Genomic DNA, 13,211 nt, shown 5'->3' with positions numbered 1-13,211 from the left:
CGATGAAACTCAATGATCTGAGTCCAGCGCCGGGTTCCCGTCGCGAAAAGCATCGTCCGGGCCGTGGTATCGGTAGCGGTTTGGGTAAGACTGGTGGCCGTGGCCACAAAGGTCAAACCTCCCGTTCCGGTGGCACCATTGCTCCAGGCTTTGAAGGCGGTCAACAGCCGCTGCATCGTCGCCTGCCTAAGTTCGGTTTCGTATCCCTGAAAGCCATGGATCGCGCAGAAGTGCGTCTGTCCGAACTGGCTAAAGTGGACGGCGACATCGTTACTCTGCAGACCCTGAAAGATGCCAACGTGATCAACGTCAACGTACAGCGTGTGAAAATCATGCTGTCCGGTGAAGTGGCTCGCGCTGTCACTATCGGCAAGGGAATCGGCGCCACCAAAGGTGCGCGTTCGGCTATCGAAGCAGCTGGCGGCAAGTTCGAGGAATAAATGGCTAAGCAAGGTGCTCTCTCAGCGCTCGGCAAAGGCGGTATGTCTGAACTTTGGGCTCGTCTGCGTTTTCTGTTCCTGGCGATTATCGTCTACCGAATAGGCGCACACATCCCGGTTCCAGGTATCAACCCGGACCGACTCGCAGACCTGTTTCGACAGAATGAGGGGACCATTCTTAGCTTGTTCAACATGTTTTCCGGCGGCGCGCTGGAGCGTATGAGCATTTTTGCACTGGGGATCATGCCGTACATTTCGGCATCGATCATCATGCAACTGATGACCGCCGTCAGCCCGCAGCTGGAACAGTTGAAGAAGGAAGGTGAAGCTGGCCGTCGCAAGATTAGCCAGTACACCCGCTACGGCACTGTCATCCTCGCCCTGGTCCAAGCTATCGGCATGTCCGTTGGCTTGGCTGGGCAGGGTGTTGCGTTCACTGGTGACTTTGGCTTCTATTTCGTCGCAGTATCCACATTTGTGGCTGGTGCGATGTTCATGATGTGGCTGGGTGAGCAGATTACTGAGCGTGGTGTTGGCAACGGTATCTCGATGTTGATTTTCGCAGGTATCGTCGCCGGTCTTCCGAGAGCAATCGGGCAGTCTTTCGAGTCTGCACGTCAGGGTGATATCAATATCTTCGCCTTGGTTGCCATCGGTTTGCTGGCAGTAGCGATTATCGGTTTTGTGGTGTTCATTGAGCGTGGTCAGCGTCGTATTGCTGTTCACTACGCCAAGCGTCAGCAGGGCCGTAAGGTCTTTGCTGCGCAGACCAGCCACTTGCCGCTGAAAGTGAATATGGCCGGTGTTATTCCGGCAATTTTCGCGAGCAGCATTTTGCTGTTTCCGGCTTCGTTGGGTACCTGGTTTGGTCAGTCTGAAAATATGGGCTGGCTGCAGGACCTCTCTCAGTCGATCGCTCCTGGTCAGCCGTTGAATATTCTGCTGTTTAGTGCAGGGATTATTTTCTTCTGCTTCTTCTATACGGCGTTGATGTTCAATCCGAAAGACGTAGCGGAAAACCTGAAGAAGTCCGGTGCCTTTATTCCGGGTATCCGTCCAGGTGAGCAGTCTGCACGCTACATTGATGGCGTTCTGACTCGTTTGACCCTGTTCGGTGCTCTATATATGACGGCCGTGTGCCTGTTGCCCCAGTTCCTGGTGGTTGCAGCAAACGTTCCGTTCTACCTTGGCGGGACCTCGTTGCTGATCGTGGTCGTGGTTGTGATGGACTTCATGTCCCAAGTACAATCGCACCTCGTTTCGCACCAGTACGAATCCCTGATGAAGAAAGCCAACCTGAAGGGTTACGGCAGCGGCATGTTGCGCTGAGTACCCATAAGGTTCGAGGAGTTGGTGATGAAAGTTCGTGCATCGGTGAAAAAGCTGTGCCGTAACTGCAAGATTATTCGCCGCGAAGGTGTTGTTCGAGTAATTTGCAGCGCGGAACCGCGTCACAAACAGCGCCAAGGCTGAGTGTGATCCGCTTGAAGCCCGGCAGCTAGTGCGCTGCCGGGTTGATTATTTGTTATTACAGCGATATTATCTCGCGCCCTATTTCTTGGCTTCCGGGGCGTAGGTAGCTGTCAATTGGAGTCCCACTGAATGGCCCGTATTGCAGGCGTTAACATTCCAGATAACAAGCACACTGTTATCTCGCTGACCTACATCTATGGTGTTGGTCGCACTACTGCGCAGAAAATTTGCGCAGTTGCTGGGGTAAACCCAGCCGCTAAGATCAAGGATCTGAGCGACGAGCAGATTGAACAGCTGCGTGGCGAAGTGGCGAAGTTCACCACTGAAGGTGACCTGCGTCGCGAAATCAACATGAAAATCAAGCGTTTGATGGACCTCGGTTGCTATCGCGGTCTGCGTCATCGTCGTGGTCTTCCAGTACGCGGTCAGCGTACCAAGACTAACGCGCGTACCCGTAAAGGTCCGCGTAAGCCGATCCGCAAGTAATCGCCCCAGCGAATCGACAGGAAAATTATCATGGCAAAACCTGCTGCTCGTCCTCGTAAAAAAGTTAAAAAGACAGTGGTTGATGGCATCGCCCACATCCATGCTTCTTTTAACAACACCATCGTGACCATCACCGACCGTCAAGGTAACGCGCTGTCTTGGGCTACCTCTGGTGGTTCGGGTTTCCGCGGTTCCCGCAAGTCCACTCCGTTCGCTGCTCAAGTAGCTGCTGAACGTGCTGGTCAAGCTGCGCTGGAATACGGCCTGAAAAACCTCGACGTTAACGTCAAAGGTCCAGGTCCAGGTCGTGAGTCTGCTGTCCGTGCTTTGAACGGCTGTGGCTATAAGATCGCCAGCATCACCGACGTGACGCCAATCCCGCACAACGGGTGCCGTCCGCCGAAGAAGCGCCGCGTGTAATCCAGGAGATTGTAAAGAATGGCTCGTTACATTGGTCCAAAATGCAAACTCGCTCGTCGCGAAGGCACCGATCTCTTCCTGAAGAGCGGCGTGCGCGCGATCGAATCGAAGTGCAACATCGAAGCAGCACCTGGTATCCACGGCCAACGCCGCGGTCGCCAGTCCGACTACGGCACCCAACTGCGTGAAAAGCAGAAGGTCCGTCGTATCTACGGCGTTCTCGAGCGTCAATTCAGCGGCTACTACAAAGAAGCTGCTGGCAAGAAAGGTGCAACCGGTGAAAACCTGCTGCAACTGCTCGAATGCCGTCTGGACAACGTTGTATACCGTATGGGCTTTGGTTCTACTCGTGCCGAATCCCGTCAGCTGGTATCGCACAAGTCGATCAGCGTTAACGGTCAGACCGTAAACGTTCCGTCCTACCAGGTTCGTGCTGGTGACGTGGTTGCAGTTCGCGAGAAAGCAAAAAACCAACTTCGCATTGTCCAAGCTCTCGATCTGTGTGCCCAACGTGGCCGCGTAGAATGGGTAGAAGTAGACACTGAGAAGAAGTCGGGCGTTTTCAAGAACGTTCCTGCTCGCAGTGATCTGTCCGCCGACATCAACGAAAGCCTGATTGTCGAGCTCTACTCCAAGTAAGGGCTAGAAAATAGGTGCATCCATGCAGATTTCGGTAAATGAGTTCCTGACACCCCGCCACATTGATGTGCAGGTTGTCAGTCCAACCCGCGCCAAGATCACTCTCGAGCCTCTCGAGCGTGGTTTTGGCCACACCCTGGGCAACGCGCTGCGCCGCATCCTGTTGTCCTCAATGCCCGGCTGTGCAGTAGTCGAGGCCGAGATTGACGGTGTGCTCCACGAGTACAGCGCCATCGAAGGTGTACAGGAAGACGTAATTGAAATCCTGTTGAACCTTAAAGGTCTGGCTATCAAGCTGCACGGCCGTGACGAAGTTACGCTGACCTTGTCGAAGAAGGGTTCGGGGGTGGTTACCGCTGCCGATATTCAGCTGGATCATGATGTCGAGATCGTTAACCCCGATCACGTAATCGCTAACCTGGCGTCTAACGGCGCCCTGAACATGAAGCTCACCGTAGCTCGTGGTCGTGGTTATGAACCGGCCGACTCGCGTCAGAGCGATGAAGACGAAAGCCGCAGCATTGGTCGCTTGCAGCTTGACTCTTCGTTCAGCCCGGTTCGCCGTATCGCATATGTGGTGGAAAACGCCCGTGTCGAACAGCGTACTAACCTGGACAAGCTGGTTATTGATCTGGAAACCAACGGTACTCTGGATCCTGAAGAGGCTATCCGCCGCGCTGCAACCATCCTGCAACAGCAGTTGGCTGCGTTCGTCGACCTCAAAGGTGACAGCGAACCAGTGGTAATCGAGCAGGAAGACGAGATCGATCCGATCCTGCTTCGCCCGGTTGACGATCTGGAACTGACTGTACGTTCGGCTAACTGCCTTAAGGCGGAAAACATTTACTACATCGGCGACCTGATTCAGCGTACCGAAGTAGAACTGTTGAAGACTCCGAACCTGGGCAAGAAATCCTTGACTGAAATCAAGGACGTTCTGGCCTCCCGCGGTCTGTCCCTCGGCATGCGCCTCGACAACTGGCCGCCTGCAAGTCTTAAGAAGGACGACAAGGCGACTGCCTGATCGTCGTAATCACCGAACGTGAGTTTGGTAAGGAATGAACCATGCGTCATCGTAAAAGTGGTCGTCACCTGAGCCGTACCAGCTCGCACCGCAAGGCCATGTTCCAAAACATGGCGGTGTCGCTGTTCGAGCACGAGCTGATCAAAACTACACTGCCGAAAGCTAAAGAACTGCGCCGCGTTGCTGAGCCGCTGATTACTTTGGCTAAGACAGACAGCCTGGCTAACCGCCGTCTGGCTTTCGACCGTACTCGTTCGAAAGCTATCGTTGGTAAGCTCTTCAACGACCTGGGCAAGCGTTACGCTACCCGTGAGGGTGGCTACCTGCGCATCCTCAAGTGCGGTTTCCGCGCTGGCGACAACGCGCCTATGGCGTACGTCGAGTTGGTTGATCGTGCTACTGCTGGCGAAGCTGTAAGCGCCGAGTAAGACGACAAGCTGTAACGAAGAACCGGGCCTAGTGCCCGGTTTTTTGTGCGCGTAATAAAAAGTGCGGCGTGTTCACGATTTCACGGTCAGTGCTTGGCACTATGGGTTGATTGGAGTTTGGTAGAAATTTTCTATTGGTGCCTACAATTTAATGAATTTGTAGACGTCATGTTGATGATCAATACTCCCTCCAAGCCGATTAGCCGGCAGTTCCAAGTCCGACCTGAGGAAAATTGAGCATGAGCCAGAATAAAATCCTTACCACCGCCAGCGGCGCCCCCGTTGCGGACAACCAGAACTCCCGTTCCGCCGGCCCACGCGGCCCGCTGCTGCTCGACGATTTTCACCTGATCGAGAAGCTCGCTCACTTCAACCGCGAGAACATCCCTGAGCGCCGTGTGCACGCCAAGGGCTCAGGCGCCTATGGTACTTTCACGGTCACCCAGGACATCACGAAATACACCAGCGCCAAGTTGTTCGAATCCGTTGGTAAGCAAACCCCGACCTTCCTGCGTTTCTCCACCGTAGGGGGCGAACGCGGTTCGGCTGACACTGAGCGCGATCCACGCGGTTTCGCCTTGAAGTTCTATACTGAAGAAGGCAACTGGGACATCGTGGGTAACAACACCCCGGTGTTTTTCATCCGTGACCCGCTGAAGTTCCCTGACTTCATCCACACTCAGAAACGCCTGCCGCAAAGCAACCTGAAAAGCGCCCAAATGATGTGGGACTTCTGGTCGCACTCACCTGAGGCGCTGCACCAGGTCACCATTCTGTTTTCCGACCGTGGCATCCCTGATGGCTACCGTCACATGCACGGCTTTGGTAGCCACACCTACAGCCTGATTAACGCCAATGGTGAGCGTCACTGGGTGAAGTGGCACTACAAGACGAAGCAAGGCATCAAGAACCTGGCGCCCGCAGAAGCCGCACGCCTTGCCGGTACCGACCCTGACTACGCCCAGCGCGATCTGTTCGGTGCGATCGAGCGCGGTGATTTCCCGAAATGGCGCGTCTGCATCCAGATCATGACTGAAGCCCAGGCCAACGCTCACTACGAGAACCCGTTTGACGTGACCAAGACTTGGTCGCAGAAAGAGTTCCCGCTGATTGAAGTCGGTGAACTGGAACTCAACCGCAACCCGCAAAACTACTTCGCTGAAGTGGAGCAAGCAGCCTTTGGCCCAAGCAACATGGTTCCAGGTGTTGGCTTGTCGCCAGACCGCATGCTGCAAGGCCGCGTATTCGCCTACGCAGATGCGCACCGCTACCGTGTGGGTACCAACCACCAGCAATTGCCGGTGAATGCCCCACGCAGCCCGGTGAACAGCTATCAGCGCGACGGTTCGATGGCCTTCGGCAGCAACGGCGGCTCAGCGCCAAACTATGAGCCGAACAGCTACAGCGACGCACCGAAGCAGGCTCCTCAGTACGCAGAGCCAGCGCTGGCCCTGAGTGGCGCCGCCGATCGTTACGATCACCGCGAAGACACGGACTACTACAGCCACGCCGGTGCGCTGTTCCGCCTGATGAACGACGAGCAGAAAGCATTACTCGTCAACAACATCGCCGGCGCCATGGGCGGGGTTTCCAGTGATGTGGTCCAGCGTCAGTTGGGGCACTTCTACAAGGCAGACCCGGCTTATGGAGAAGCAATCGCAAAGGCACTGGGTGTATCGCTTAACTGACTCTAAACGATAAGCAGAACCGCCCTCATTTGGGCGGTTTTTGCGTTAAATCAGCTACTTTTCTCTGAAAATCTTCACTTTTCTGCCGTTTGTCCCGTGACCTCCGAGTCATCATGGTTCAAACTACAGACTTTCAAGCAGGGAGATGTAGGGCGATGCAAGGTCACCCCGACGTAATCGATTACCTCAACACGTTGCTGACGGGCGAACTGGCAGCGCGTGACCAATATTTCATCCACTCGCGCATGTACGAAGACTGGGGCTTTACCGAGCTCTACGAACGTATCAACCACGAGATGGAAGAAGAGGCACAGCACGCCGACGCGCTGATGCGCCGCATCCTGATGCTCGAAGGCACGCCACGCATGCGTCCGGATGACTTGGACGTGGGCACGACGGTGCCTGACATGCTCGCAGCCGACCTGCGTCTTGAGTACAAGGTGCGTGCCGCGCTCTGCAAGGGCATCGAGCTCTGCGAGAAGCACAGTGACTTCGTCACTCGTGAGATCCTTCGCGTGCAGTTGAACGACACCGAAGAAGATCACACCTACTGGCTGGAAAAGCAGCTGGGTCTGATCAAGCTGGTTGGCCTGGAGAACTACCTGCAATCGCAGTTCTAGTTCCCAGATACAAAAAAGCCCCTGTCACCGCGAGGTGACAGGGGCTTTTTATTGGGCCCGAGGGATCAGGCCCGGTCACGCGCCAGCAATGGTTTCAAGTAGTAACCAGTATGGGATTGCGGCATTTCGCTGACCTGCTCCGGCGTACCCACCGCGATGATCTGGCCACCCTTGGAGCCGCCTTCCGGCCCCAGGTCGACCAGCCAGTCGGCCGTCTTGATCACATCCAGGTTGTGCTCGATCACCACCACCGTGTTGCCGTGATCGCGCAGACGGTGCAGTACGTCCAGCAGTTGCTGGATATCCGCGAAGTGCAGGCCGGTGGTTGGTTCATCAAGGATATACAAGGTCTTGCCGGTATCGCGCTTGGACAGCTCGCGGGACAGTTTCACCCGCTGCGCCTCACCACCGGACAACGTGGTCGCCGATTGACCCAGCTTGATATACGACAAGCCCACGTCCATCAATGTCTGCAGCTTGCGCGCCAGTGCCGGTACCGCATCGAAGAACTCCCGGGCTTCCTCGATGGTCATTTCGAGGGTCTCGTGGATGCTCTTGCCCTTGTACTTGATCTCCAGGGTCTCGCGGTTGTAGCGCTTGCTCTTGCACACGTCGCACGGCACGTAGATGTCCGGCAGGAAGTGCATCTCCACCTTGATCAAGCCATCGCCCTGGCACGCCTCACAGCGGCCGCCCTTGACGTTGAACGAGAACCGACCTGGCCCGTAACCCCGTGAGCGGGATTCCGGCACACCCGCGAACAACTCGCGAATCGGCGTAAACAAGCCGGTGTAGGTCGCCGGGTTGGAGCGCGGTGTGCGGCCAATCGGGCTCTGGTCGATATCGACCACTTTGTCCAAGTGCTCCAGGCCCTTGATGCTGTCGTGTGCCGCCGCTTCCAGGGTGGTCGCACCGTTCAAGGCGGTGGCACTCAACGGGAACAGCGTGTTGTTGATCAGCGTCGACTTGCCCGAGCCGGAAACCCCGGTCACACACGTCAGCAGGCCCAGCGGAATCTCCAGGTCGACATTGCGCAGGTTGTTGCCACGCGCGCCCTTGAGGTGCAGCGCCAGCTTCTTGTTGCGCGGTGTACGCTTGGCCGGGACTTCAATCTTCACTCGGCCAGACAGGTATTTGCCGGTCAGCGAATCGGGGTGAGCCATGACCTCGGCCGGCGTGCCCTCGGCCACAATGTGCCCACCGTGCACGCCCGCACCTGGGCCGATATCGACTACGTAATCGGCCAGGCGGATCGCGTCCTCATCGTGCTCGACCACGATCACCGTGTTGCCAATATCGCGCAGGTGTTTCAACGTGCCCAGCAGGCGGTCGTTGTCTCGCTGGTGCAAGCCAATCGACGGCTCGTCGAGGATGTACAGCACGCCGACAAGGCCGGCACCAATCTGGCTGGCCAGGCGAATCCGCTGGGCTTCGCCGCCCGACAAGGTATCGGCACTGCGATCCAGCGACAGGTAGTCCAGGCCTACGTTGACCAGGAACTGCAGCCGCTCGCGAATCTCCTTGAGGATCTTGTCGGCAATCTCGCCACGGCGTCCCGTCAGCTTGAGCACACCGAAGTACTCGCAGGCATCGCCGATCGGCAGGCTGGTGACAGCCGGCAACGTCTTCTCACCGACCCACACATGGCGAGCCTCGCGACGCAGGCGCGTACCGCGGCAATCCGGGCAGGGCTGGGTGCTGAGGAACTTCGCCAATTCTTCACGCACGCTCGCCGATTCAGTCTCGCGATAGCGACGTTCCAGGTTCGGCACGATGCCTTCGAACGGGTGGGACCGCTTGACGATGTCGCCACGGTCGTTCAGGTATTTGAAATCGACGTTCTGCGAACCGCTGCCATGCAGGATGACTTTCTGCTGTTCGGCTGGCAGTTGGTTGAACGGCACTTCCAGGCTGAACTTATAGTGGGCCGCCAACGACCCGAGCATCTGGAAGTAGTAGACGTTACGCCTGTCCCAGCCGCGTATGGCCCCCTCCGCCAGCGTCAATTCGCCGTTAACCAGGCGCTTGATGTCGAAGAACTGCTTGACCCCCAGGCCATCGCAAGTCGGGCAGGCGCCGGCCGGGTTGTTGAAGGAAAACAGCTTGGGTTCCAGCTCGCTGATGGCGTGGCCGCAGATCGGGCAGGCAAAGCGTGCGGAGAAGATGATTTCTTCACCCGGCTCGTCATCCATCGGCGCCACGAGGGCAATGCCGTCCGCCAGCTTCAACGCGGTCTCGAAGGACTCCGCCAGGCGCTGCTGCAAGTCCGCCCGTACCTTGAAGCGGTCGACCACCACGTCGATCGAATGCTTCTTCTGTTTGTCGAGCTTCGGCGCTTCATCCAGCTCATACAGCTTGCCGTTGATGCGTGCGCGCACAAAGCCTTGGGCGCGCAGTTCTTCGAAGACGGAGAGGTGTTCACCCTTGCGCTCACGGATCACCGGTGCCAACAACATCAGCTTGGCGCCTTCCGGCTGGGCCAGCACCAGGTCGACCATCTGGCTGACGGTCTGGGCTTCCAGGGGAATGTCGTGGTCGGGGCAGCGCGGAATACCGACTCGCGCATACAGCAGGCGCAGGTAGTCGTAGATTTCGGTGATGGTGCCCACGGTGGAGCGCGGGTTGTGGGAGGTCGATTTCTGCTCGATGGAAATCGCCGGCGACAGGCCTTCGATGGTATCGACGTCGGGTTTTTCCATCATCGACAGGAACTGGCGGGCGTAGGCCGACAGCGATTCCACGTAACGACGCTGGCCTTCGGCGTACAGCGTGTCGAACGCCAGGGACGATTTGCCGGACCCGGACAAGCCGGTGATGACGATCAGTTTGTCCCGGGGCAGGGTCAGGTCGATGTTCTTCAGGTTGTGGGTTCTAGCCCCACGAATCAGGATCTTGTCCAAGATGGCCTCGCTCGGCGGGCGTAAATAATGCTGGAGTATACGGCTAAAGACTGGATGAATATACACTGTCAAAAGGCCGCTTGCAGCCTTACATGAAAGCTGCGCGGCAAAGCGCCGCATATACCCTCTCAATCGATGGGACTGGTAGAATCGCCGCCGGTTCACACGAGGTTTTTCCATGCACGATCCCCACAGCGAACGCATGAGTAGCGGCGAGACCCGAGCAGCAAGCGGTCTGGCCCTGGTGTTCGCCTTCCGTATGCTTGGCATGTTCATGGTGTTGCCGGTGCTGGCGACTTATGGGATGGACCTCGCAGGCGCGACCCCCGCTTTGATCGGCTTGGCGATTGGCGCCTATGGCCTGACCCAGGCTATTTTCCAGATCCCCTTCGGGATCATTTCCGACCGTATCGGCCGCCGCCCGGTGATCTATCTGGGATTGATCGTCTTTGCCCTAGGCAGCGTGCTCGCCGCTCAGTCAGATTCTATTTGGGGCGTGATTGCCGGCCGCGTCCTGCAAGGTGCCGGCGCGATTTCTGCTGCCGTCATGGCCTTGCTGTCGGACCTCACCCGTGAACAACACCGCACCAAGGCCATGGCCATGATCGGCATGACCATCGGCCTGTCGTTCGCCGTGGCCATGGTGGTCGGCCCCTTGCTCACCCGTGCGTTCGGCTTGCACGGTCTGTTTCTCGCAACGGGCGGCATGGCATTGTTCGGCATCGTGATCGTGGCCTTCATGGTGCCGCGTTCTACCGGCACCTTGCAGCACCGCGAATCCGGTGTGGCGCGCAAGGCGTTGCTGCCGACGCTCAAGCATCCGGACCTGCTGCGCCTGGATTTAGGTATCTTCGTGTTGCACGCGATGCTGATGTGCAGCTTCGTTGCCTTGCCCCTGGCGCTGGTCGAAAAAGCCGGCCTGCCCAAGGAACAGCACTGGTGGGTCTACCTCACCGCGCTGCTGATTTCGTTCTTCGCCATGATCCCGTTCATCATCTATGGCGAGAAAAAACGCAAGATGAAACAAGTGCTGCTCGGCGCCGTCGCGACGCTGATGCTCACTGAGCTATTCTTCTGGCAGTTCGGCGACAGCCTGCGGGCGCTGGTGATCGGTACGGTGGTGTTCTTCACCGCGTTCAACCTGCTGGAAGCCTCGTTGCCTTCGCTGATCAGTAAAGTTTCACCGGCCGGTGGCAAGGGCACGGCAATGGGGGTGTATTCCACCAGCCAGTTCCTTGGCTCTGCGTTGGGCGGCATCATGGGTGGCTGGATGTTCCAGCATGGCGGTTTGTCGGTTGTCTTCCTGGGATGCGCCGGGCTGGCTGCACTTTGGTTAGCCTTTGCTGTTACCATGCGCGAACCGCCATACGTCACAAGCCTGCGCCTGCCTTTGTCGCCCGAAGCAATTCGTGAAGCCGGCCTGGTAGAGCGCCTTAAGGCCGTTGTTGGGGTAACAGATGCGGTAGTGATCGCCGAAGAAGCCGCCATCTACATCAAATTGGACACCGAATTATTGGATCGCGCGACGCTCGAGCAACTGGTCAACCCAGTGCCGACAGCGCGCCCAGCCTAGGAGAACGTTATGGCCCGTGGGGTTAACAAAGTCATATTGGTCGGTACTTGCGGCCAGGATCCCGAAGTTCGCTACTTGCCTAACGGTAACGCCGTGACCAACCTGAGTCTGGCGACCAGCGAACAGTGGACCGACAAGCAGACCGGCCAGAAGGTCGAGAAAACCGAATGGCACCGTGTGTCGATGTTCGGCAAGGTCGCCGAGATCGCCGGTGAATACCTGCGCAAAGGTTCGCAGGTCTACATCGAAGGCAAGCTGCAGACCCGCGAGTGGGAAAAAGACGGTATCAAGCGTTACACCACTGAAATCGTGGTCGACATGCAAGGCACCATGCAACTGCTGGGCGGCCGTCCACAGGGCGACCAACAGGGCCAGGGCGGCATGTCCAACTCGGCACCACGTCCACAGCAGTCGCGTCCACAGCCAAGCCAGCAGCCACAGCGTGAGTCGCGTCCAGCGCCACAGCAGGCCGCTCCGCAACCGGCTCCGGATTTCGACAGCTTTGATGACGATATCCCGTTCTAAGGTCTAAGACCCGCAACACCAAAGCCCCCGACCGCGAAAGCGCCGGGGGTTTTTTATGGCCCGTGATCAGGCATCCGTCGACGCGGCCGTTACCACCATCTCCTTGAACCGTTGCAACACCGCCGAGCCATCGCCGATCCGTGTTGCCAAATGCAGCGGCGCCACCAGGCTCTGGCATTCCGTCAGCGCTCGATAAACGATGCCGTCGCCACGCAGCCGCTGCATGGAGGCCGGCACGATGGACACGCCCAGGCCTGCCGCCACCAAACTGAGTGTCGCAGTCATGCGCGGCGCTTCCTGGACCACCTGGGGGCTGAACCCGGCCTCACGGCAGGCCACCAGGATTGCGTCGTACAACCCCAATCCCACTCGACGGCGATAGAGCACAAAGGATTCGGTCGCCAGGGCCTTCAAGGGCAGGGGAGAGTCCGCATCGAGTGCCAGCGGATGGTCGGTGGGCAGCGCCAGCAACATGGGCTCCACCAGGATCGGTTCATCCTGCAGCGATTGAGTGCCGCTCAGCGGCGAGCGAATAAACGCCGCGTCGAGCTTCTCGTGCTCCAGCGCGTCCAGCAGTTCGCCAGTACCGGCTTCCTCCAGCACCACAGAGACGCCGACAAAAGTTTCGCGAAACAACCGCAACACACTCGGCACAAAAGGGTGCAAGGCCGCCGAACTCGTAAAACCGATGGCCAGGCGCCCTCGTTCACCCCGTGCGGCACGGCGCACCACTTCGGCGATGCCTTCAGCCCTGGCGAGCAGCTCCCGCGCCTCATCCAGCAACGCCAGCCCGGCAGTGGTGGGGCGCACGCCTCTGGGCAGGCGCTCCATCAAGACCACTCCCAACTCCGCCTCAAGGCTTTGCAACAGGCGCGTCAACGGCGGCTGCTGCATGCCCAGGCGTTCGGCGGCGCGGGTGATATAACCTTCTTCGGCAATCGCGACAAAGGCCTTGAGCTGGCGGAGTTCCAACATAGTCATACTTTCCAGGTATG

At 57.9% G+C, this 13,211-nt stretch carries 14 protein-coding genes; 12 read left to right on the top strand and 2 right to left on the bottom strand.

Annotated elements, in window-relative coordinates:
* Positions 1 to 2: 2 nt before the first annotated feature.
* The 10 genes from rplO to bfr all read left to right on the top strand — a co-directional run bounded on the left by rplO (position 3) and on the right by bfr (position 7,218).
* Positions 3 to 440, top strand: a complete 438-nt coding sequence (rplO, locus tag ACVWVP_RS19885) for a 50S ribosomal protein L15 (protein ID WP_060755285.1) — start codon at positions 3 to 5, stop codon at positions 438 to 440.
* Positions 441 to 1,769 carry a preprotein translocase subunit SecY gene (secY, locus tag ACVWVP_RS19880; RefSeq protein WP_071485371.1) on the top strand — a complete coding sequence of 443 codons (1,329 nt, stop codon included), beginning with the start codon at positions 441 to 443 and terminating at the stop codon, positions 1,767 to 1,769.
* Positions 1,770 to 1,796: 27 nt separating this feature from the next.
* Positions 1,797 to 1,913 (top strand): 50S ribosomal protein L36, encoded by a 117-nt coding sequence (rpmJ, locus tag ACVWVP_RS19875; RefSeq protein ID WP_002555468.1) that lies wholly within the window; start codon positions 1,797 to 1,799, stop codon positions 1,911 to 1,913.
* A 129-nt stretch (positions 1,914 to 2,042) separates the two neighbouring features.
* Positions 2,043 to 2,399: a 30S ribosomal protein S13 gene (rpsM, locus tag ACVWVP_RS19870; RefSeq protein ID WP_003194635.1), complete on the top strand. Its 357-nt coding sequence runs from the start codon at positions 2,043 to 2,045 to the stop codon at positions 2,397 to 2,399.
* Between the two features lie 30 nt (positions 2,400 to 2,429).
* Positions 2,430 to 2,819, top strand: coding sequence for a 30S ribosomal protein S11 (gene rpsK / locus ACVWVP_RS19865; protein WP_002555466.1), 390 nt, complete (start codon positions 2,430 to 2,432; stop codon positions 2,817 to 2,819).
* An 18-nt stretch (positions 2,820 to 2,837) separates the two neighbouring features.
* Positions 2,838 to 3,458, top strand: a complete 621-nt coding sequence (rpsD, locus tag ACVWVP_RS19860) for a 30S ribosomal protein S4 (protein ID WP_003176404.1) — start codon at positions 2,838 to 2,840, stop codon at positions 3,456 to 3,458.
* A 22-nt stretch (positions 3,459 to 3,480) separates the two neighbouring features.
* Positions 3,481 to 4,482, top strand: a complete 1,002-nt coding sequence (locus ACVWVP_RS19855) for a DNA-directed RNA polymerase subunit alpha (protein WP_003176403.1) — start codon at positions 3,481 to 3,483, stop codon at positions 4,480 to 4,482.
* Between the two features lie 41 nt (positions 4,483 to 4,523).
* A complete protein-coding gene (gene rplQ, locus ACVWVP_RS19850; protein WP_003176402.1) occupies positions 4,524 to 4,910 on the top strand; it encodes a 50S ribosomal protein L17 in 387 nt (128 codons plus the stop codon).
* A 239-nt stretch (positions 4,911 to 5,149) separates the two neighbouring features.
* Positions 5,150 to 6,598: a catalase gene (locus ACVWVP_RS19845; protein ID WP_259175055.1), complete on the top strand. Its 1,449-nt coding sequence runs from the start codon at positions 5,150 to 5,152 to the stop codon at positions 6,596 to 6,598.
* A gap of 155 nt (positions 6,599 to 6,753) precedes the next feature.
* Positions 6,754 to 7,218, top strand: coding sequence for a bacterioferritin (gene bfr / locus ACVWVP_RS19840; RefSeq protein WP_176999254.1), 465 nt, complete (start codon positions 6,754 to 6,756; stop codon positions 7,216 to 7,218).
* A gap of 65 nt (positions 7,219 to 7,283) precedes the next feature.
* On the opposite strand, the gene uvrA is transcribed toward bfr, so the two are convergent.
* Positions 7,284 to 10,118, bottom strand: a complete 2,835-nt coding sequence (gene uvrA / locus ACVWVP_RS19835) for an excinuclease ABC subunit UvrA (RefSeq protein WP_178924241.1) — start codon at positions 10,116 to 10,118, stop codon at positions 7,284 to 7,286.
* A 178-nt stretch (positions 10,119 to 10,296) separates the two neighbouring features.
* Between uvrA and ACVWVP_RS19830 the strand changes: the two genes are divergently transcribed.
* Both ACVWVP_RS19830 and ACVWVP_RS19825 read left to right on the top strand, forming a co-directional pair.
* The gene (locus ACVWVP_RS19830) at positions 10,297 to 11,691 is read left to right on the top strand and encodes an MFS transporter (protein WP_178924243.1); all 1,395 of its coding nucleotides are present in this window, start codon (positions 10,297 to 10,299) and stop codon (positions 11,689 to 11,691) included.
* A 9-nt stretch (positions 11,692 to 11,700) separates the two neighbouring features.
* Positions 11,701 to 12,216: a single-stranded DNA-binding protein gene (locus ACVWVP_RS19825; protein ID WP_003232445.1), complete on the top strand. Its 516-nt coding sequence runs from the start codon at positions 11,701 to 11,703 to the stop codon at positions 12,214 to 12,216.
* Positions 12,217 to 12,282: 66 nt separating this feature from the next.
* On the opposite strand, the gene ACVWVP_RS19820 is transcribed toward ACVWVP_RS19825, so the two are convergent.
* A complete protein-coding gene (locus ACVWVP_RS19820) occupies positions 12,283 to 13,191 on the bottom strand; it encodes a LysR family transcriptional regulator (RefSeq protein ID WP_457407654.1) in 909 nt (302 codons plus the stop codon).
* Between the last annotated feature and the right edge of the window lie 20 nt (positions 13,192 to 13,211).

Source organism: Pseudomonas sp. TE24901, assembly GCF_054058375.1.
The sequence above is the reverse complement of the archived record's forward strand: the minus strand, read 5'-3'. Positions and strand labels throughout refer to the sequence as shown.